The organism is Rothia sp. HC945 (genome assembly GCF_051370785.1).
Taxonomy (GTDB): domain Bacteria; phylum Actinomycetota; class Actinomycetes; order Actinomycetales; family Micrococcaceae; genus Rothia.
This window is the reverse complement of sequence record NZ_JBFCSN010000001.1, coordinates 655,083-676,069: the sequence shown is the minus strand read 5'-3', so window position 1 is coordinate 676,069 and position 20,987 is coordinate 655,083. Positions and strand designations below refer to the sequence as shown.

17 protein-coding genes and 5 tRNA genes are annotated in these 20,987 nt (G+C 62.6%); 14 read left to right on the top strand and 8 right to left on the bottom strand.

All coding sequences use genetic code 11. The features are described from left to right. Window positions 1-185: 185 nt before the first annotated feature. The 4 genes from AB0Y14_RS02950 to bcp all read right to left on the bottom strand — a co-directional run bounded on the left by AB0Y14_RS02950 (window position 186) and on the right by bcp (window position 4,241). A complete protein-coding gene (locus tag AB0Y14_RS02950) occupies window positions 186-1,673 on the bottom strand; it encodes a malate:quinone oxidoreductase (RefSeq protein ID WP_436588807.1) in 1,488 nt (495 codons plus the stop codon). A 171-nt stretch (window positions 1,674-1,844) separates the two neighbouring features. Further along, a complete protein-coding gene (locus AB0Y14_RS02945) occupies window positions 1,845-3,467 on the bottom strand; it encodes an ABC transporter substrate-binding protein (RefSeq protein ID WP_436587763.1) in 1,623 nt (540 codons plus the stop codon). Window positions 3,468-3,579: 112 nt separating this feature from the next. Then, a tRNA-Leu gene (locus tag AB0Y14_RS02940) sits at window positions 3,580-3,662 on the bottom strand. 99 nt (window positions 3,663-3,761) lie between these two features. Next, window positions 3,762-4,241: a thioredoxin-dependent thiol peroxidase gene (gene bcp, locus AB0Y14_RS02935; RefSeq protein ID WP_436587762.1), complete on the bottom strand. Its 480-nt coding sequence runs from the start codon at window positions 4,239-4,241 to the stop codon at window positions 3,762-3,764. A gap of 156 nt (window positions 4,242-4,397) precedes the next feature. Here bcp and AB0Y14_RS02930 point away from each other — a divergent pair, with 156 nt between their 5' ends. Beyond that, window positions 4,398-4,949, top strand: coding sequence for a MarR family winged helix-turn-helix transcriptional regulator (locus AB0Y14_RS02930; protein ID WP_436587761.1), 552 nt, complete (start codon window positions 4,398-4,400; stop codon window positions 4,947-4,949). A gap of 200 nt (window positions 4,950-5,149) precedes the next feature. Here AB0Y14_RS02930 and AB0Y14_RS02925 read toward each other — a convergent pair. The 3 genes from AB0Y14_RS02925 to AB0Y14_RS02915 all read right to left on the bottom strand — a co-directional run bounded on the left by AB0Y14_RS02925 (window position 5,150) and on the right by AB0Y14_RS02915 (window position 5,895). Continuing rightward, window positions 5,150-5,221 (bottom strand) — tRNA-Lys (locus AB0Y14_RS02925). Between the two features lie 34 nt (window positions 5,222-5,255). Further along, window positions 5,256-5,327, bottom strand: a tRNA-Lys gene (locus AB0Y14_RS02920). A gap of 112 nt (window positions 5,328-5,439) precedes the next feature. Beyond that, window positions 5,440-5,895: a hypothetical protein gene (locus AB0Y14_RS02915; RefSeq protein ID WP_436587760.1), complete on the bottom strand. Its 456-nt coding sequence runs from the start codon at window positions 5,893-5,895 to the stop codon at window positions 5,440-5,442. Window positions 5,896-6,321: 426 nt separating this feature from the next. On the opposite strand from AB0Y14_RS02915, the gene AB0Y14_RS02910 reads away from it, so the two are divergent. From AB0Y14_RS02910 to AB0Y14_RS02850, 13 genes are all read left to right on the top strand, one after another. After that, a complete protein-coding gene (locus tag AB0Y14_RS02910) occupies window positions 6,322-8,139 on the top strand; it encodes an acetolactate synthase large subunit (RefSeq protein ID WP_436587759.1) in 1,818 nt (605 codons plus the stop codon). 2 nt (window positions 8,140-8,141) lie between these two features. Continuing rightward, the gene (ilvN, locus tag AB0Y14_RS02905; protein WP_436587758.1) at window positions 8,142-8,654 is read left to right on the top strand and encodes an acetolactate synthase small subunit; all 513 of its coding nucleotides are present in this window, start codon (window positions 8,142-8,144) and stop codon (window positions 8,652-8,654) included. Between the two features lie 174 nt (window positions 8,655-8,828). Continuing rightward, the gene (gene ilvC / locus AB0Y14_RS02900) at window positions 8,829-9,854 is read left to right on the top strand and encodes a ketol-acid reductoisomerase (RefSeq protein ID WP_436587757.1); all 1,026 of its coding nucleotides are present in this window, start codon (window positions 8,829-8,831) and stop codon (window positions 9,852-9,854) included. Between the two features lie 120 nt (window positions 9,855-9,974). Beyond that, a complete protein-coding gene (gene serA / locus AB0Y14_RS02895) occupies window positions 9,975-11,579 on the top strand; it encodes a phosphoglycerate dehydrogenase (protein WP_436587756.1) in 1,605 nt (534 codons plus the stop codon). Between the two features lie 134 nt (window positions 11,580-11,713). Continuing rightward, entirely contained in the window at window positions 11,714-13,267 is a 1,554-nt protein-coding gene (gene metG / locus AB0Y14_RS02890) for a methionine--tRNA ligase (RefSeq protein ID WP_436587755.1), read from the top strand. Between the two features lie 102 nt (window positions 13,268-13,369). Continuing rightward, the gene (locus AB0Y14_RS02885) at window positions 13,370-13,984 is read left to right on the top strand and encodes a hypothetical protein (RefSeq protein WP_436587754.1); all 615 of its coding nucleotides are present in this window, start codon (window positions 13,370-13,372) and stop codon (window positions 13,982-13,984) included. Next, on the top strand, window positions 13,981-14,571 hold the full coding sequence (locus AB0Y14_RS02880; RefSeq protein ID WP_436587753.1) for a hypothetical protein: 591 nt from the start codon (window positions 13,981-13,983) through the stop codon (window positions 14,569-14,571). Before AB0Y14_RS02885 ends, AB0Y14_RS02880 begins: the two co-directional genes overlap by 4 nt. A gap of 120 nt (window positions 14,572-14,691) precedes the next feature. Beyond that, on the top strand, window positions 14,692-15,756 hold the full coding sequence (locus tag AB0Y14_RS02875; protein WP_436587752.1) for a 3-isopropylmalate dehydrogenase: 1,065 nt from the start codon (window positions 14,692-14,694) through the stop codon (window positions 15,754-15,756). Window positions 15,757-15,817: 61 nt separating this feature from the next. After that, on the top strand, window positions 15,818-16,951 hold the full coding sequence (locus AB0Y14_RS02870) for a branched-chain amino acid aminotransferase (RefSeq protein WP_436587751.1): 1,134 nt from the start codon (window positions 15,818-15,820) through the stop codon (window positions 16,949-16,951). Between the two features lie 99 nt (window positions 16,952-17,050). Then, a complete protein-coding gene (locus tag AB0Y14_RS02865; RefSeq protein ID WP_436587750.1) occupies window positions 17,051-17,827 on the top strand; it encodes a fumarylacetoacetate hydrolase family protein in 777 nt (258 codons plus the stop codon). A 65-nt stretch (window positions 17,828-17,892) separates the two neighbouring features. Beyond that, on the top strand, window positions 17,893-19,410 hold the full coding sequence (gene gltX, locus AB0Y14_RS02860; RefSeq protein WP_436587749.1) for a glutamate--tRNA ligase: 1,518 nt from the start codon (window positions 17,893-17,895) through the stop codon (window positions 19,408-19,410). Window positions 19,411-19,583: 173 nt separating this feature from the next. Beyond that, a tRNA-Gln gene (locus AB0Y14_RS02855) sits at window positions 19,584-19,655 on the top strand. Window positions 19,656-19,781: 126 nt separating this feature from the next. Then, window positions 19,782-19,854: transfer RNA gene (locus AB0Y14_RS02850), tRNA-Glu, on the top strand. A gap of 297 nt (window positions 19,855-20,151) precedes the next feature. Here the strand turns inward: AB0Y14_RS02850 and AB0Y14_RS02845 are convergent. Next, a complete protein-coding gene (locus tag AB0Y14_RS02845; RefSeq protein ID WP_436588806.1) occupies window positions 20,152-20,895 on the bottom strand; it encodes an IclR family transcriptional regulator in 744 nt (247 codons plus the stop codon). Between the last annotated feature and the right edge of the window lie 92 nt (window positions 20,896-20,987).

Here is a 20,987-nt window from a genome sequence, read left to right as displayed (position 1 = left end):
CAGGCAAGGGTATTGCCTTTCTACAACGTACCCGAAAACCTGCCGAAGCCCGGCTGGTTGGGGAGAATGTCGCCCAATTCTTGGGGGGGGGCGACCTGGGCGGCCAGTAGTCGGGCCGAGAACGCATCGTGCCCGCCGTCAACGTGGACGGCGGGCACGAGACGTGTTGCTGGCGGACAGGTCCGTCAGTTCTGGATTCCCAGAACCTTCGCCGTGTGGCCCATGATTTCGTCCGCGAGATCGGGTTCGTCATTGAGCCTGTGACCGTACGCCGGGACGAGCTCCTTGATGCGGGGCGACCACGCGTCGAACCGATCAGGGAAGCACTTTTTCACGAGATTCAGCATGATCGGCACCGCCGTCGACGCGCCGGGAGACGCCCCCAGCAAGGCGGCGATCGAGCCGTCGCCCTTGGTGATGAGTTCCGTGCCGAACTGCAGGACGCCGCCCTTCTTGGCGTCCTTGCGCATGACCTGGACGCGCTGTCCGGCCTCGATGAGGTCCCATTCGCCTCCGGCAGCCTCGGGGTAGTACTCCCGCAAGGCATCGATTTTCGCCTGGCGGGTCTTGGTGAGCTCGGTCAGCAGGTACTTGACCAGGCCGAGGTTGTCCAAACCGGCGCGTGCCATCGGATAGATGTTGTCGGGCTTGACGGACTTGAACAGGTCCAGCAAGGATCCCTGCTTCAGGAAATTCGTCTTGAAACCCGCGTAGGGGCCGAACAACAAGGAGCGCTTGCCGTCAACCCACCGGGTATCGAGATGAGGCACGGACATGGGCGGCGCACCCACGGAAGCCTGGCCGTAGACCTTGGCATTGTGTCGGGAGGCCGTCTTTTCGTGGGAGTTACGCAGGAACAGACCCGAGACGGGGAATCCGCCGAATCCCTTGCCCTCCGGTATGCCGGACTTCTGCACCAGGGGCAACGCCCCGCCGCCGGCGCCGAGGAAGACGAACTTCGCGCGGACCAGGAGATCATCCTCGGAGTTGAGCCGGTTCGTCACGCGAAGGCTCCATGAGCCATCGGACTCCTGGCGGAGGTCCTGGACCTCGTGGCCGAACCGGACGTCGGCACCCTGTGCCTCGAGATGATGGGTGAACTGCAGAGCCAGGTTGCCGAAATCGACGTCGGTACCTTCGCGCGAGTAGTTCGCAGCGACCGTCTCCTTCGGGTCGCGCCCCTCCATGGTCAAGGGTGCCCACTCCGCGATCTTCTCTGGATCCTGGGAGAACTCCATCTTCTCGAAGAGCTTCTGGGCGCTCAGAGACTGGTAACGGGTTTTCAGGTATTCGCTGTGGTCCTTTCCGAATACCAACGACATGTGCGGTACCGAATTGATGAAGGAAGGATTCGCAATTTTTCCCTCCTCGACCAGGGTGGACCAGAACTGACGGCTGGTCTGGAACTGTTCGTTGATGTTGAGTGCCTTGGCCGGGTTCACGCTGCCGTCCGACCCCATCGGAGCGTAATTGAGCTCACACAGCGCGGAGTGGCCCGTACCGGCATTGTTCCACGCGTTGGAACTCTCAGCGCCGACTCGATCCAGGCGCTCGAACAGGGTGATGTCCCAATTCGGTTCGAGCTCCTTGAGCAGAACGCCAAGGGTCGCGCTCATGATTCCGCCGCCCACGAGGACGACGTCGGTCGTGTGAGTCTGAGTCACTGTGGATATCTCCTGTGCTGGTTTCCGCGTCGGTGCGCGGTTGGGTTCCCGCCGAGGTACGCCGGGGCGGGCCGCGTCCTGACCGGTGCATGGGACGCATTCACTTCTCAGGTTAGCCCTTCCGAATCGCGCCGGTCGAACGGGCGCGTAGCATCCTTCAATGATGCGGTCCGGGGTGGATCACTTCTCCTCGTGTACTTCGATTTTGGAGAAATCGGCCACGCCCGTCGCGGTCAGCGGATAAGAGACGACCCTCGAGTTGAGTGCCACCGCGGAGATGGGGAACGCCAACGGGATCGCGGGCATCGCCTCTGCCACGGACTTGTTGATCTTCTTGTACAGCTCGTTCCGTTCCCCGCCGTCGGCCATGGTGGAAGCCTTCTGAACCTGGTCGAACAGGTCCGAATCGGAGAACCCGAACTGGGGGTTCTCCTGGCGGAACAGTGGCGACAGGAAGTCGTCGGGATCCCTGTACGCGCCCATGTAGCCCGTGAGAGCGAAGGCCCGGTCGGAATTGGCTTGATTGATTTTGGTCAGATAATCGTCCGTCCACCGAATCGGGACGGGTTTGATATTGAAACCGACCGACGTGAGATCTCCTGCGATTTGAGCGAATACCGCCTCCGGGCTCTGCACGTATGCCAGCGACACGTCGGTCGGATAGTAGAACTGGAGTTCCTTGCCGTCGTACTCGGACTCCTCCAGGAGTTTCTTGGCGAGGGTCTGGTCCTGCCGATACGCGGATTGCGTGTCCGAGGCGCTGACCTTGAACAGTTCCGGGACGAAGTCGTTGGCGACCTTCGTCCCATCGGGATAGTACTTGTCCGCGATGGGGGAGCGCGTGATGGCATGGGCCGCCGCACGCCGGACTTTGATGTCCGACAAGGGACCCGCTTGCTGATTCATGCTCACGTACGCCACCGAGTACGGATCGCGCTGCTGGATCTGGTATCCGCGGCGCGCAAGATTCACGAAGTCGTCGATGCCGATCTGGTCGTAGGCGTCAACGCTGCCCTTCAGGATCTCGTAGTACCGCTTCTGGGTGCTGGTCACCGTGACGAAGGTCAGCTTCCCGAGGTGCGCGGCCTCGCCCCAGTAATCGGGGAATCGGGTCAGCGTCGCGGTCCGCCCGTCCCAGTCCTTCAGCTCGAAGGGGCCCGTACCGACCGGGTGGGATTCGTATTCGCTGTGGTCCTTGAATGCCCGGGGAGACCCAATACCGAAGGCAGGTTGCGTCAAGGCCTTCACCACGGACGGGTACGGCGTGGAGATGGCGAGGCGGACGGTGTGGTCGTCCACGGCGGTGCACGAGCGATAGATCGATTCTCTTGACGAGCCGTCGGCCTTGGTCGAACGAAAGATGGTTTGGTACGCGGTCTGATTCACCTGCTTGGTCTGGGTGTTCTCGGACCAACGGCGGAAGTTCTCGCACACGACGTCGGCAGTGAGATCCGTACCGTCATGGAACGAGACGTTCTTCCGCAACGTGAACGTGTAGGTGAGGCCGTCGTCGGAGACTGACCATTCCGTGGCCAGCCCCGGGACCGGCTTGCCCGTGTCCTGGTCGGCCTTGACCAGAGGCTCGAGAATCTGGGCTGCGATGCGCGAGGTCTCGAGGTTTGAAGTCAGCGACGGATCCAAGGTCGGTGCGGCGGCCGCGTTGCCGAAGACGAATGAAGGTCCGGCCGGACTGGCTGAGCCGCTGGACGAAGGGGACGGCCGCGACGAGTTGCCGCAACCGGCCAGGGCCACGGCAGCGACTCCCAGAGAACCGGTCAGGAATCCGCGCCGGGTGGTTCTCACGTCTCACTCCTCATGAAGGGTGCCATCTTGGAATCGCCCGCGAGATGCGGGGGCATGCGGCCGGCCAGGCCAGGCGCATAGGCCCGACGCCCACCAAGGGGTCGGCTGTCGGTGCGCGAGGCGGGACTTGAACCCGCACGCCTCACCGGCACAGGAACCTAAATCCTGCGTGTCTGCCTATTCCACCACTCGCGCATGCCGCTCACTTCGGCGAGTCCACAGTCTACATGAGGGTGCGAATCGGTTCGGCGCGGCGAGGCATCGGACACGGGGCAGGCGGAACGACGTCGACCGTCAGGCGTCGATACCGAGATCCCGCCGCAACTTGGCCACATGCCCCTTGGCCCTGACGTTGTACTGGGCGATCTGAATCGTTCCCGAGCCGTCGATCACGAACGTCGATCGAATCAGGCCGACCGAGACCTTCCCGTAGTTCTTCTTCTCGCCCCAGGCGCCGTACGCTTCGGCGACCTCGTGCGAGGGATCGGAGAGCAGGGGGAAAGTCAGGGACTGATTGTCCACGAATTTCTGCAACGCCCCTGGTTTGTCAGGAGAGATTCCCAGAACTCGATATCCCAGAGATTCCAACGAGTCGAGATTGTCTCGGAAATCGCAGGCCTCGGTGGTGCACCCGGGGGTCGACGCCTTCGGGTAGAAGTAGGCAATGACTGTCGAGCCGGCATAGTCGGCGAGCGAGACCTGCTTGCCCTGGGCGTCCTCGAGGGTGAAGTCCGGGGCAGGGTCTCCCGGAGACAGTCGAGTGGAATCGGTCATTCAAGAACCTCCGGTCGTGACGGCCCCGGTGCCCCAGCGTTTTCAGTGCTGGGACACCACCTGGCCTGATTGCATTGTGCTCTTGGCCATTGTACGAGCGTAATATCGGCCGTCGACTCAGTGCCCCGGTTCCGCGTGGTGCATATAATTTCAGCCATGCCTCACTTCCAGGAATGGTCCATCAGTCGCCTGATGTCCACCGCAGCAAGGATGCTGGAACACAATTGGAACCGGCAGCTGCAGTCTCTCGGACTCACGCACGCCGGTGTCATGGCCCTTGACGTCATTTACCGAGAGGGCAGTCTTACCCAAGCTCAGGTGGCCCACAAAGTCGGTGTGCAAGCGCAGACCATGGGCAAGACCCTGACGCGCCTCGAAGTGCACGGTCATATAGCACGGGAGCGAAGCACCCAGGACCGCCGTAGCTACCTGATGGTCATTACCGACAAGGGCAAGCGCGCGCTGGCCGAGGCCACTGAAGTCGAGGAAGAACTCGCAGGCACGGGGGTGCTGGAACACGGTGAGCTCCGAGAAGCACTGGAGCAGGTCATCAGAGACCTGTCGAACACGGACACGATGCCACTCAAGATCGTCCGGGACACCATGGAGAGCCTCCCGCAAGAGGCCCGATGGGTTGCCGAGGGCGTCGCGTCCCAGCGTCCGGCGGGCGATTCCACCGAGGAAGCCCCTGAGAGCGTGGAGGAATGACGACGTCGGGCTGGTGATCGGCCCGGCTGCCTCATCCGGTGCCTCGTGTGCCCGAGTGCTGTTGCCAGGCCATTGACGCAGGGCCTGAAGGTGGGTCCCCGGCACCGGATCTCCCGGCACGCGCATGGACCGTGTCCCGTGGTCTGGGCGCAAAAGAACACGAAAAAACCCGGTTCGCAGCCGAACCGGGTTATTCATCGTGCGCCCCCCGGGACTCGAACCCGGAACCCATTGATTAAGAGTCAATTGCTCTGCCATTGAGCTAGAGGCGCATGCCGCAGAAGGGGCGAGAAGTGAAAACTTCCGTGCGCCCCCCGGGACTCGAACCCGGAACCCATTGATTAAGAGTCAATTGCTCTGCCATTGAGCTAGAGGCGCATACCTTTTCGCGGCCGGAAACCAGTGTCCCAGCGCGTCGGCAACGAAAAGAAACTATACGCAGAGCCCAGGACCCGTGCAAGTCGAATCGCCCGCTGTGATCAAGCGAACGTCAGACCGAAACCAGCTCACGGACGTAGCTCAGGAAGTCTTCCGAATCCGCCTCCTGCTCGAGCACTTCAGCGCCGTAGGCGGTCTCGATCTCAACCAGAGGCATGACCTTGAGGTCGAACGCAGTCCGTGACGTCGTCTCGAGGCGCAAGCGGTCCTGTCCCGAGCTCGAGGCCTCGATCAGGTTGGTGTTGTCGATCGCGATGGGAAGCCCCAGGGACGCGAGAGCGGCCGGGTCGAACGGGGCCACGATGATCTCCGACGGGTACCGACGGTAGCCCACGATGAAGTGACGTTGGCTCGCCCCACCCTGTTCCCCGTCCGAGGGCTGACTCGCGTAGGTCGCACATCCGGTCGCGTAGACCAGGTTGTACGCACCGTAGTTCATGACCTGGCTGTCGAAGACGGTGTGCAGACGTTCTGCCAGGGTCGGCGAGGTTTCCGGTTCGGAGGACATATTTCAAAGTCTATCCAGGTCAGGTCCGTAATCGAATGGGTACCGAACAACTTGTTGATCGATTGCAACGAGAGGACATCATGTAACGGGAACACGCGCCGGTCGCGGTGGTCACCACGGGCGTGTGGCGCAGATTTCATATTCTGATACATTTTTGACCCCCTCGTGCGGGTACGTCGATTATGAATCCATGGCACATCACGAAGCTCTGGTTCTTACCGGCGTACGCGTCTCGCTCATTATTGCGGGTCGCGCGGCTGGGCTGGCCTAGAACCAGATATTTCGTACCGCGCAGACCCCTCACCCAGACTCAGGTTGAGGGGTTTTTTCGTGTCAGGTCGGATTCCACCGGATCAGGACTGGCTCAGGGCGGACCCACAGGACCCGCCGCACCGCAGAACACAGCAGGAACAGAAGGACGATCACATGAGCAACGAAAAGTCGGCGACGCCGGCCACGGTTGCCGCCTCGACTTCCGGGTCGCAGAGCAGCGCCCCAAGAATTACTGGGTCCGAAGCGGTCATTCGTACTTTGGAGAAGCTCGGAGTTACCGATGTCTTCGGCCTTCCCGGCGGCGCCATCCTGCCGACCTACGATCCACTCCTTGATTCGGAGAGCATCAACCACATTCTCGTGCGCCACGAACAGGGCGCGGGCCATGCGGCCGAAGGATATGCCCTGGTGACAGGCAAAGTCGGCGTCTGTATCGCGACGAGCGGGCCTGGAGCCACGAACCTCATTACCGCGCTCGCCGACGCGAATATGGACTCCGTGCCGATGGTGGCCATCACCGGGCAGGTGGGGTCCAAGGTCCTGGGGACCGATGCGTTCCAAGAGGCTGACATCGTCGGCATGACCATGCCGGTGACCAAGCACTCCTTCATGGCGACATCGCCCGAGGACATCCCCCGAATCATGGCGGAGGCGTTCCACATCGCCGCGACCGGTCGACCCGGACCCGTTCTCGTGGATATCACCAAGGACGCCCAACAGGGGCTCATGACCTTCGACTGGCCCGTGGACATGCAGTTGCGCGGGTACCGGCCGGTGGTTCGCGGGCACAACAAACAAGTCAAGGAGGCCGCCAAGCTGCTGGCCGCGGCCGAACAACCGGTCCTCTACGTCGGGGGCGGCACGCTCCGTGCCCATGCGAGCGAAGAATTGGCGGGGCTGGTCCGCACGACCGACGCCCCGGTGGTCACGACGTTGACGGCCAGAGGTGCATTCCCCGATTCCGATCCGCATCACTTGGGTATGCCCGGCATGCACGGTTCCGTTCCAGCGGTCACCTCGATGCAGAAGGCGGATCTGATCGTCGCTCTGGGCGCACGGTTCGATGACAGAGTCACCGGGCACGTCGAATCGTTCGCTCCCCACGCGAAGGTCGTCCACGTGGACGTCGACCCGGCAGAGATCTCGAAGATTCGGGTTGCCGATGTGCCGATCGTGGGCGATCTCAAGGCAGTGATCCCGGATCTCATCGATGCGGTGAGCGAGCTGCAACGAGAGAATGGGCGTGTGGATCTGAGCGGCTGGTGGGCCATGCTGAACCGGATCAAGGACGAGTATCCGTTGGGTTACGTCCCGACCGAGGACGGCCTCGGCTCTCCCCAGCACGTGATTCGGCGTATCGGAGAGCTGACGGGGCCCGAGGCGGTCTACGTTTCCGGCGTCGGTCAGCACCAGATGTGGTCCGCCCAGTTCATCGGGTACGAGCGCCCGCACCAGTGGCTCAACTCTGCTGGGCTCGGAACGATGGGCTACTGCGTTCCGGCCGCGATGGGGGCGAAGGTCGGCAACCCCGACAGGGTCGTCTGGGCGATCGACGGCGACGGCTGCTTCCAGATGACGAACCAGGAATTGGCCACGTGCGTCCTGAACGATATCCCGATCAAGGTGGCTGTGATCAACAACTCCTCGTTGGGTATGGTCCGGCAGTGGCAGACCCTGTTCTACGACGGTCGGTACTCGAACACTCACCTGGACACCGGTCACGATTCCCGCCGAATTCCTGATTTCGTCAAGTTGGCGGAGGCCTATGGTTGCGCGGCGTTCCGTTGTTCGAACGACGACGAGGTCGACGAAACCATTCGGAAGGCACTGGAGATCAACGATCGACCGGTACTCATCGACTTTACCGTGAGCCCCGATGCCATGGTGTGGCCGATGGTTCCGGCCGGCGTCTCCAACGATGCGATCCAGATCGCCAAAGACACGTCACCAGATTGGGACGGAGAGGAATAACCATGTCTCGTCACACGCTGTCCGTCCTGGTCGAGGACACACCCGGCGTTCTCGCGAGGGTCTCCGGTCTGTTCGCGCGTCGCCAATTCAATATTGACTCCCTGGCCGTGGGCGCCACCGAGGTTCCGGGCATATCCCGGATCACCGTGGTGGTCGACGCGGACGGGGGCCTGCTCGAGCAGGTCACCAAGCAACTCAACAAGTTGATCCATGTTCTGAAGATCGTTGAACTGCCATCGGAAACCTCGGTGCAGCGCGACCACATCATGGTCAAGGTTCGTGCGGATGCGGCGACTCGCATCCAGGTCACCCAGGCCGCGGACCTGTTCCGGGCATCGATCGTCGACGTCTCCACCGAGTCCGTCGTCATCGAGGCCACGGGAGCCCCGGAGAAGCTCCGGGCCTTCCTGGAAATTCTGGAGCCCTTCGGCATACGCGAGATCGTTCGTGCCGGGACCCTTGGCATCGGGCGCGGTGTGCGCTCGATGAGCGAGAGGGCTCTGCGCCATCAGTAGTCGTCTTCGCGCCTGAAGTATTTCGTGCGAAGCGTTCACAAACCTGTCATGCGCCGGCAGATTCCGGGGCATCGGTGGCCGGGAGGCTAGGCTTTTTATAGCAGTGGCCCGGGCCACCACGACCATAGTCCGCGGGCAAATGCCCGTGGGGAAGATAGAGGAGTTCTCAATCCCATGGCTGAAATCTATTACGACGACGACGCAAACCTCGCGGCGATCCAGGACAGCTCCGTCGCGATCATCGGTTATGGATCCCAGGGTCACGCACACGCGCTGAACCTTCGGGATTCCGGCATCGACGTTCGTATTGGCCTCGCCGAGGGCTCGTCCTCGCGCGCCAAGGCCGAAGCTGAGGGCCTGCGTGTCCTGACGGTCGCGGAAGCCGTCGAAGAAGCAGACGTCATCATGATCCTGACCCCGGACCAGGTCCAGGCCGCGATCTACAAGGAATCGATCGAGCCGAACCTCGAGCCGGGGAACACCTTGTTCTTCGCCCACGGGTTCAACATTCGTTTCGACTACATCCAGCCCATCGAGGGCGTGTCCGTAGCAATGGTCGCTCCCAAGGGCCCCGGCCACACCGTGCGCCGCGAGTTCGAGGCCGGCCGTGGTGTCCCGGCACTGGTCGCCGTCGAGGTCGATGCCTCGGGCAAGACCTTCGAGCTCGCTCTGGCCTACGCCAAGGGCCTCGGCGCAACTCGCGCCGGCGTCATCAAGACCACCTTCACCGAGGAAACCGAATCCGATCTCTTCGGCGAGCAGACCGTTCTGTGCGGTGGCGTTTCCCAGCTGATCCAGTACGGCTTCGAGACTCTGACGGAGGCCGGCTACCAGCCGGAGATCGCCTACTTCGAGGTGTGCCACGAGCTCAAGCTCATCGTTGACCTGATCAACGAGGGCGGGATCACCAAGCAGCGCTGGTCCTGCTCCGACACCGCCGAGTACGGCGACTACGTGTCCGGACCTCGTGTGGTGACCCCCGAGGTCAAGGACCACATGAAGGCGGTTCTCTCGGACATCCAGGACGGAACCTTCGCCAAGAGGTTCATGGACGACCAGGCAAATGGCGGCAAGGAATTCCAGGAGCTCCGCGAGAAGGGCGCCTCCCACCCGATCGAGAAGACCGGTCAGGAATTGCGCAAGCTCTTCTCCTGGAAGTCCTCCGACGCCGACTACACGGACGGCTCGGCGGCCCGCTGAGAATCAGAACCCGATGACGGTTCGCCAACGGCCGGTCATCCGAACTCACGGATGGCCGGCCGTTGCACTATGTGAAGTCTTTCCCCATCAGGCATCCAACCATTACCTAGGAATTCGACTGTGACTCAAACGCCCGTTGTCCTCCTTGCGGAGGAACTTTCGCCCGCCACCATCGACGCCCTCGGAGAGGGATTCGAGATTCGCACGACCGACGGATCCGACCGCCAGGCCCTCCTCCGGGACATCGCGGACGTCGACGCGATCATGATTCGCTCCGCGACCAAGCTGGATGCCGAAGCCTTCGCGGCCGCTCGCCGTCTCAAGGTCGTCGCCCGAGCCGGTGTCGGTTTGGACAACGTTGATATTCCCGCTGCCACGGCCGCGGGCGTGATGGTGGTCAACGCCCCCACGTCCAACATCATTTCCGCGGCGGAGCTGACCGTCGGCCACATCCTGGGGCTGTCCCGGAATATCGCTGCAGCCGATGCTTCCATGAGGGACGGACAGTGGAAGCGCTCCCAGTACACCGGTATCGAACTGTTCGAGAAGAAGGTCGGCATCATCGGCCTGGGGCGGATCGGTGGACTCGTGGCCGAGAGGCTCCGGGCGTTCGGGACCGAGATCCTTGCCTACGATCCCTTCGTGACGAGCGCGCGGGCGGCATCGCTCGGCGCCCAGATGGTTGAGCTGGAGACTCTGTTCCGGGAGTCTGACATCATCACGATCCACATGCCGAAGACCGCCGAGACGACCGGCATGGTCGATGCCGCGGCGTTCGAGCTCATGAAACCTTCCGCCCTCGTGGTCAACGTGGCCCGCGGCGGTCTGATCGACGAGGAGGACCTGGCGGAGGCTCTCAAGGCGGGCAAGATCGGCGGAGCAGCCATCGACGTCTATGTCTCGGAGCCGCCGCAGGGCGTTGAATTCGTGGGCATGGGCAACGTGGTCACCACGCCCCACCTGGGCGCGTCGACTGCGGAAGCCCAGGAGAAGGCCGGGATCTCCGTGGCCAAGTCGGTCAAACTGGCCCTCGAAGGGGAACTGGTCCCGGACGCGGTGAACGTGGCCGGTGGGCCCATCGACGCCGATGTCCGACCGGGCATCGCGCTCGCCGAGAAGCTCGGTCGGGTGCTCACCGCGTTGACCCACGACTCTCCGCTGACCAGCGTGGAGGTCAAGGTGGCGGGGGAGATCGCGTCCAAGGACGTCTCGTCGCTGAAACTCGCGGCCCTCAAGGGCGTCTTCACGGACGTTGTCTCCGAGAAGGTCTCCTACGTCAACGCTCCCATGATCGCCGAGCAGCGCGAGATCGAGACCTCCCTGGTTACGACGTCCGAAGTCGAGGGTTTCCGGAATGAGACGACCCTCTCGGCCATTTTGGCCGACGGTACGCGCATTGCAGTCTCAGGAACGGTCACCGGGCCCAAACTCGTGGAAAAGCTCACGGGTGTCAACGGATTCGATTTCGAGGTCGGCCTGACGGACCACATGATGATCCTCGACTACCGGGACCGACCGGGTGTCATTGCTTCGATGGGAACGCTGCTGGGAACGGCAAGCATCAACATCGCCGGCATGCAGGTCTCCCGCGGGGAAGGGCAGGAGAAGGACCAGCGGGCCCTGTCCGTATTGGCCCTCGATTCGCCGGCTTCCCCCGAAATGGTGGCATCGATCAAGTCGACCATTGAGGCTGACCGTACCGCGTTCGTCTCACTCGTCGACTAGATACCGACGACCGGCCACGTCGCCGCCCGGCCCGAAACATCTGGTGGGCGGCGTCGTGACGGTTCAGTACCGCACAATCCACAGGCCGGCGTCCGGGGCAGGAGGACGCCGGCATCTGCCTTAGAGTAGGAGCCATGACTTCCACTTCAGCCGAGCCCTTCTACATCACCACGGCTATCGTTTACCCGAACGGTGATCCGCATATTGGCCACGCGTACGAACACATCGCCACGGACGTCATGGCGCGGTTCAAGCGCCTGGACGGATACGACGTGCGGTTCATGACGGGAACCGACGAGCACGGTCAGAAGATGCAGACCTCGGCCGAGAAGCAGGGGGTGACCGCCAAGGAGCTGGCGGACAAGAATTCCGCTCGCATCAAGGCGATGGACGACCTGCTGGGCGTCAGCTACGACCGTTTCATCCGGACCACGGATCCGGACCATGTGGCTTCCTGCCAGGAGATGTGGCGGCGGATGGAGGCCAACGGGGACATCTACCTCGACAAGTACGAAGGCTGGTACTCCGTCCGTGACGAAGCGTTCTACGGCGAGGACGAGACCGAGGTCAGGGACGACGGAGTCCGCTACGCGATTCCCACAGACACCGAGGTCGAGTGGACCGAGGAGGAGTCGTACTTCTTCCGACTCTCCAAATACCAGGACCGGCTGCTCGAGCTCTATTCCTCCGAGGGGTTCGCCTACCCCGATTACCGTCGCAACGAAGTCGCTTCCTTCGTGCGGTCCGGGCTGAGGGACCTGTCCATTTCTCGGACGACTTTCGACTGGGGCATTCCCGTTCCGGGCAACGAAAAGCACATCATGTACGTGTGGGTCGATGCCCTGACCAACTACCTCACGGGCCTGGGTTTCCCCGACACCGAGGGGGAGTTGTTCCAGAAGTACTGGCCGGCGAATTTCCACGTGATCGGCAAGGACATCACCCGGTTCCACACGATCTACTGGCCGGCCTTCCTCTGGTCCGCTGGGTTGGACCTTCCTCGCGAGGTCTTCGCTCACGGCTTCCTGCTGGTGGACGGCGCGAAAATGTCCAAGTCCGTGGGGAACGTGCTCGACCCGGCGCAGTTGGTGGAGAGTTTCGGCGTGGATCCTCTGCGGTTCTTCCTGCTTCGTGAAGTGACCTTTGGGCAGGACGGCTCCTACAGTGCTGCCGCGATCGTTTCTCGCATCAACTCGGACCTGTCGAACGACCTGGGGAATTTGGCGCAACGATCGCTCTCCATGGTCGCGAAGAACTGCGGATCCGAGGTTCCCGAGTCGGGGGAATTCACCGCGGAGGACCGCGAGGTGCTGGACGCAGCAGATGCCCTGTACGTCCCGGTGCGCGAGGACTTCGACCGCCTGGACTACCACCGCGCCCTGGAACGCGTGTGGAAGGTCATTGCCCAGGTCAACCGGTACTTCACCGCGCAGGAACCCTGGAAGTTGCGGAAGACGGATCCCGCGCGCATGGCGACGGTCCTCTACGTGACCCTGGAATGCCTGCGCATTGTGGCCACTCTGGTCCAGCCCGTCATGCCTGGTTCCATGAGTCGCCTGTTGGACCAACTCGGCCAGCCCGAAGGGGAGGCTCGTGCCTTCGCGGCCCTGGACAGTCGGATCGTTCCGGGGACGGCCTTGCCGGCACCTGAGGGTATCTTCCCCAGGTATGAGGTGCCCGCGGAATAAACGACGCTGCCTTGTATTTAGATATACAAACTTGATGCCTTGTTTTTTGATACATCGAGTGTCACCCTTGTATCGAGTAGCAGTGGCTGGCAGGATCGACACATGTTCGTTCTGACCGTGGACCAAGTGGGCTCCAGAGGGGCCGCAGATGCCGTGCCGCATCTCGAACAAGCCCGCGGCGTCGAGGCGGCGGTCCTCCGCTTCGACAGGACGGCCGGGGACGAGGCCCAAGCGGTTTTCGATGCGGCAGATCCTGCGATTGAGTGTCTGCTCGCTCTCGCCTCGAGCGGCGAGTGGCACTGCGGTCTCGGCCAGGGGACTATCGAATCGCCCTGCCCGAAGACCGCTCGGGAGGGGAGAGGCTCGGCCTATGTCAACGCACGGGTTGCCGTCGAGGATGCCAAGCGGCCCGGGGCACACCACGTCGGATTCACCGCGGACTCGGATCTAGGCGCCGGAGTCCGGTCCGGATTGCGGGCAATCGTGACGATGTGGAGTAAAAGAGGCGCAAAAGCCCGAGAAGCCTACGACCTCGCCATGACGGGAATGACTCAGGCCGACATGGCGCGTCGCCTCGGGATCAGCCAGCAAGCGGTCTCCGGCAGACTGTCCGCGAGCATGTATCGGGAGACAGAGGATCTGCGCCGCGAGATGATTCGCTGGGCCCAGCACCTGGACTCGACGGACGGTCTCGTGAGGACAGCGGGGCAATCATGACTCTCCTTGCCCTCTCGGCCATGATCCTGGCGGCCGTGCTTGGCGCCATCGTGTGCTTCCGCGTCCCTGCGGTCAGTGTTCGAGCACGCCGAACATGGGCCACGGTGTTCTTGATCCTGCTGGTCTTGGCCGCAGGCACGGCCGCGGCCAGTGCCCTCCAGGGAAAGGGCGCAGGAATCGAACCGTGGGGCGCCGTACTGGCCATCGTCTCCGCAGTTGCGGCCGCCGCGCTGACCGGGTCGCCCGTGACCGCCGCGGTGCTCCAGTTCTCCCAACGGACCGGAAGACTCTATCGATCGGGCAGGCGCCCCGAACCATCGGATACGGCGCCCGCAGATCCCGAGCGCGATTCCGATCTGCACGGTGGATTGTGGATCGGAGTCCTGGAGAGAATCGGTGTGGCCGTCACCCTGATTGCGGGGTGGCCGACAGGGCTCACGGTGCTCGCTGCGATCAAGGCACTCGGGCGGTTCGCAGAGCTCAAAGAGCCCGACGCCGTCGAACGGTTCATCCTCGGAACCTTCGGCTCATTCCTCTGGGCGGCCGCCTGGGCCGGCGTCGCGATGCTCCTGACTAAAGGGCTCTGAACTCGGCCGGCTCAGCGGCTGTGCGCCCGGCGTCCTGATCGGGCCCACAGTAAAGCTCACATACTGAGATCGCGTCCTACTATGTGGGCGTGGTGGGGTCTAAGGGGTTACCTTGTCTCTATGAGCGACACCACGGATTCCCGCACCCTTGACCTGGCCGTCATCCCCGGAGACGGCATCGGCCCCGAAGTCACGGAACAGGCGTTGGCCGTTCTCACGAAGGCCGCGGGCCGCGAGGGGCTGGATGTCTCGCCGACTCACTACGAACTGGGTGCCGAGGCCTGGCTTCGCACCGGGGAGACGCTGACGGACGAGAAGCTTGCCGCACTCCGCGAGCACCAGGCGATCCTCTTCGGTGCCGTTGGTGCCGACCCGCGATCGACTCAGGTCCCTTCGGGGCTCATTGAGCGCGAAATCCTGTTGCGACTGCGATTCGCCTTCGACCACTTCATCAACCTGAGGCCGTCACGGCTGTACCCCGGTGCCGTGTCTCCGTTGTCCGCGCCGGGCGACATCGACTTCGTCGTCGTCCGTGAGGGCACCGAGGGGCCGTATGTCGGCAACGGGGGAACGGTCCGTGAGGGCACGGAGCACGAAATCGCGACCGAGGTCTCAGTCAATACGGCTCATGGCGTCGACCGGTTGATCCGTTACGCCTTCGACCTGGCGGCCTCGAGGGAGAGGAAGCACCTGACCCTCGTTCACAAACACAATGTGTTGGTCCATGCCGGCGGCCTCTACCGTCGCACCTTTGACCGGATTGCCCAGGAATACCCGCAGGTCTCCACGGACTACATTCACGTGGACGCCGCGACGATCTACATGACCACGGATCCGGCCCGGTTCGACGTGATCGTGACGGACAATTTGTTCGGCGATATTCTCACCGACCAGGCCGGCGCGATTTCCGGCGGCATCGGTTACGCCGCCTGCGGCAACATCAACGCGGAATTCACGGCGCCGTCCATGTTCGAACCCGTGCACGGATCGGCGCCGGACATCGCGGGGCAGGGAACCGCGGATCCCCGTGCCGCGATCCTGGCCGGGGCATTGTTGCTTCGTCACCTGGGTCACGACGGCGCAGCGAGTACCATCGAGTCAGCAGTCGAGGATGATATGCGGGATCATGGTGCCGAGCAGCGGTCGACCGCAGATATCGGTCGAGCTATTCTCGCCGGGATCTGAGCCTCTCCGCTCTTCCCCGACGGTCCGGGCGCCGCCGCAAGGACGCGGCGGCGCGCGGTACATGACACACACGCACACGCTGGAAACGGAGCCCACGTTGAGCACTTCGACCTTCACCACCACCGAGAATCAGGATCCGACCACATCGGAAAGGCTGGCCGAGATTCTGGCGGCTCCCGGTTTCGGTGAATTCATGACGGACCACGTGGCCAAGGTTGAGTGGAGCGGTGAGAGCCCGAACGGCGGCCAATGGCGCGATGCCCGGATCGAGCCGTACGGTCCCCTGAGTCTTGATCCCGCGACGTCGGTCCTGCACTACGGTCAGGAAATCTTCGAGGGGCTCAAGGCGTACCGTCACCAGGACGGCTCCGTCTGGTTGTTCCGGCCCGAGGCGAATGCCCAACGTTTCCAGAAGTCGGCACGTCGTCTGGCTCTCCCGGAGCTTCCGGTCGACCTCTTCGTCGACGCCGTCCGGAACCTCGTGGAGAAGGACTCGCGCTGGATTCCGGAGGGAGAAGGGACGTCGTTGTACCTCAGGCCCTTCATGATCGCAACGGAGAAATTCCTTGGTGTTCGACCGACGCGCGAGGCGCTGTTCGAGGTTATTGCCTCACCCGCGGCGAACTACTTCGGAACTCCCGAGCCCGTCGACATCTGGTGGGCTCAGGACTACGCGCGAGCCGGTGAAGGCGGCACGGGCGCAGCCAAGTGCGGGGGCAACTACGCGGCCAGCCTTCTGCCTCAGACCGAGGCGGAGGAGAAGGGGTGCAAGCAGGTCATTTTCACGGATCCCCACCGCGACAATGCGGTCGAGGAGCTCGGGGGCATGAATGTCTTCTTCGTGTTCAGCGACGGAACCCTGGTGACCCCAGAATTGACCGGGACCATTCTGGAAGGAATCACTCGCACCTCGATCATCCAGCTCGCCGAGGAACAAGGGCACCGGGTCATCGAGCGAAAGATCACAGTCGACGAATGGCGCGAAGGCGTAGAGACCGGCGAGATCACCGAAATCTTCGCCTGCGGAACGGCCGCCGTCGTCGCGCCCATGGGGCGTCTGCTGTGGGAGGACGGCGAGATTCCGGCGGCGAAGAACACCAACGGTGAAGTCACCGAATCGCTGCGAACACAGTTGACCGGAATCCAAACCGGACGGGTCGAAGACCGTTTCGGGTGGCTGACCCGCGTGGTCTGATCCGATCCGTGCTGGCCCTCGCGTCTCTCCTCTGAGGGCCGAACGTCACACCTGTGGATTCCTGGGCTGTGTCTGCCGTATAGGCGCTAACCTGGATTCATGCGCATTGCACGATTTACAGCCGAGGACCAACTGTTCTACGGACGCGTCGACGGCGAGGACGGTCAGGAGACCGTGACCGTACTCGCGGGCGACCCGTTCTACACAGGGATCAACCCCATAGAAAAGACCTTCCCGATGGCCGACGTCCGTCTCGTCGCGCCCATCATTCCTCGTTCCAAGGTCATTGGTGTGGCCAGAAACTGGAACGAGCACGCGAGCGAGCTCGGGAACGAAGCTCCCACGTCGCCGCAATTCTTCCTCAAGCCGAATACCTCCGTGGTCGGTCCCGGGGACCCCGTGACTCTGCCGGATACCAGTGAAGAGGTTTCCTACGAAGCCGAGCTGGCCGTGGTCATCGGGCGCATGTGCAAGTCGGTTCCGGTCGAACGTGTTCCCGAAGTGATTTTCGGATACACCTGCGGCAACGACCTGACAGCGCGCGACCTCCAGGCCACCGATCTCCAATGGACCCGCGCCAAGGGATTCGACGGTTCGTGCCCGCTCGGGCCGTGGATCGAAACGGATCTGGACACAGAGAACCTCAGTGTCAGGTCGTGGGTTGATGGTGAGTTGAAGCAGGACGGCTCCACGAGCGACATGATCTTCGGCGTCGCCGATCTGGTGTCCAGGATTTCCGACTCCTTCACCCTGTTGCCCGGTGACGTCATCCTCACGGGCACCCCGGCGGGCGTTGGCCTCGTCGAGGATGGGCAGGAAGTCGAAGTTGAGGTCGGCGGTATCGGCGCACTCGTCAACCGGATGCGGCGGGCCTGAAAGTACGACGGCGGGGCCACGCCCCGAACACCTCTGAGAACGAAAGCGATGAGTATCCAAGAATTATGACAACCGAAGCCATTAAGCCGACGGTGAGCGAAGACCGTCCCGTGCGCGTACGCTTCTGCCCATCACCGACTGGCACACCCCACGTGGGCATGGTCCGGACCGCGTTGTTCAATTGGGCCTATGCCCGGCACACCGGCGGGCGACTCGTGTTCCGCATCGAAGATACGGATGCGCAACGGGACTCCGAGGAATCCTTCAACCAGGTTCTTGAGTCGTTGCGGTGGCTGGGGATCGAATGGGACGAGGGTGTCGGCGTCGGAGGACCTCACGAACCCTACCGGCAATCCGAGAGGGGTGAGATCTACCAGGACGTCATCTGCCGTTTGAAGGAGGCTGGCTACGTCTACGAGGACTTCTCGACACCCCAGGAAGTCGAAGAGCGCCATCGTGCCAAGGGGGAGGACCCGAAGCTCGGCTACGACAACTTCGACCGTGATCTCACCGACGAGCAGAAAGAAGGCTTCCGCGCCGAGGGGCGTGAACCCGTCCTGCGTCTGCGTATGCCTGACGAGGACATCACGTTCGACGACGTCGTTCGTGGGGAGATCACGTTCAAGGCCGGGTCGGTCCCGGACTACGTGGTGGTCCGGGCGAATGGCAATCCGCTGTACACGCTCGTCAACCCCGTGGACGACGCTCTGATGGGAATAACCCATGTGCTCCGCGGAGAGGACCTGTTGTCCTCAACTCCGCGTCAGATTGCCCTGTACAGGGCTTTGGTGGGTGTGGGGATCGCGGAATTCATCCCAGAATTCGGACACTTGCCGTACGTCATGGGCCAGGGGAACAAGAAGCTCTCCAAGCGGGACCCGGAATCGAACCTCTTCCTTCTGCGCGACGAGGGATTCATCAAGGAAGGGTTGCTCAACTATCTTTCCCTCTTGGGCTGGTCGCTTTCCGCGGACGAAGACATCTTTACCGTGGATCAATTGGTCGAGAATTTCGATGTTCACGATGTCCTCGCCAACCCCGCTCGGTTCGATGTCAAGAAGGCCGAAGCGATCAATGGTCAACACATTCGCATGCTCGATGTGGATGATTTCGAAGAACGTTTGTTGCCCTATTTGAGAGATGCCGGAATTGTCGACGAGGAACTCAGCGACAGGGAACGGCAGATCCTGCACGAGGCGGCCCCCTTGGTCCAGGAAAGGATGCAGCTTCTCGGTGAGGCACCCGGTCTCCTTGGATTCCTCTTCCGCGGGGACCAGGAGATCGTCATCGCGGACGATGCGCGGAAGCAACTGAAGGAATCCGCTCCGGACGTCCTGCGGGCCGCTCACGAGGCGCTGTCGCAGCTCGAGACCTGGGAGAGCGCGTCGATCGAGGAGTCGTTGCGTTCGGCCATTGTCGAGGGCCTGGAGATCAAGCCGCGCCTGGCCTTCGGCCCGGTTCGTATTGCTGTCTCCGGCGCACGGATTTCGCCGCCCCTTTTCGAATCGCTCGAAATCCTCGGCAGGGAGTCCTCGTTGCGTCGGATCGACGCCCTGATCCAGGACCTGGCAGACCGGTCCTGAGGTTCCGAGCAGGCCGCAACCGGTCGCGCGTCTCTCCGCCGGAGTAGGGGCGCGACCGGCTCGCCTGAGGGTGGCCGAGACCACGTTGTGCGAGGTTGCGTGGGTCGGGTGGGGGCTGTAGAGTATTTACTCGTTGCGGAGATGAAGTCGAGAGGCTGAAACGCCGCAAACAGTGGGATATGGTGTAATTGGCAACACAGCGGTTTCTGGTACCGTCGTTCTAGGTTCGAGTCCTGGTATCCCAGCGATCATAGCTGTGATATAAAAATCATGTGTTATGATTCATATCGGTCGATTTGGAAACAAACTCCAGAGTGTGTAAGATAAATCGAGCGGTCATGAGGAATATAATAATTCCGAAATGACATTCTGGCCCCATCGTATAGCGGCCTAGTACTCCGCCCTCTCACGGCGGCAACACCGGTTCGAATCCGGTTGGGGTCACAGGTCAAAGAACCCGGCACTGACGTGCCGGGTTCTTTTTTTATTGTCTGGTCGGGGCGCCAGCCTGATCATTCCTGGTTCTTGGCCGACGGGCGGGGTGAGGGATGGAGCAGGTGGCATGACTGAGTAACTAGGCGAGCCGCATGGCCGCTCCGGGCCCGAAGCCGCGCCGAGCCCTGTCGGTCCGGCACGGCACGGGCCTGAGGGATGACCGCCCTGCAGGGATGATCGCCCTGCAGGGATTACGGCGTCGCAAAGAATCACCGGGGGAGTGTGTCTTCCCGGCCGACTGCAGATCTACTGAGGAGCCCTGAGCGCTTCGGTCAGTTGGCGGGCGGCCTGGGCGACGACGTCGGAATGCAACCGTCCGGGCTGACGGGTCAGGCGCTCGATCGGTCCCGAGATGGAGACGGCCGCGATGACCTTCCCGGAGGGATTGCGCACGGGTGCCGACACCGACGCGATGCCGCGTTCGCGCTCACCGACCGACTGGGCCCAGCCCCGGCGTCGAACCGCGGAGAGTACCGTCGCAGAGAACCGTGCCTGCCGAAGGCCTTCAAGGAGGCGATTGTGATCCTCCCAGGCGATGAGCACCTGAGCCGCCGAACCGGCTTTCATGGACAGCTGAGTACCCACGGGAATGGTATCGCGCAGACCAATGGGACGTTCTGCCGACGCGACGCAAATGCGCCATTCGCCCTGGCGACGATAGACCTGAGAAGATTCGCCCGTCAGATTCCTGAGCTGATTGAGTACGGGGCCAGCCGCGGCAATCAGACGGTCCTCACCCGCTGCGGAGGCCAATTCGCCGAGTCGGGGCCCGAGAACGAACCTCCCCTGAACGTCTCGCGCAACCAGCCGATGGTGGGCGAGGGCAACAGCCAGACGATGCGCCGTGGGCCGTGCGAGGCCCGTGGCCTCAACCAGTTGCGACAGGCTGGCCGGACCGGCCTCGAGGCAGTCCAGAATATGGGTGGCCTTGTCCAGAACCCCGACGCCGCTGGGGCGGGCCCGGACGGACATGGGGTTCGCGGTCCCCATGCCACCGAGAATCTCGTCGCTACCAGACGCGGCCTCGACGGTGGCAGGAGTGGTATCGGAAAGTTCGCTCATACCCACCATAGTGAATTCTC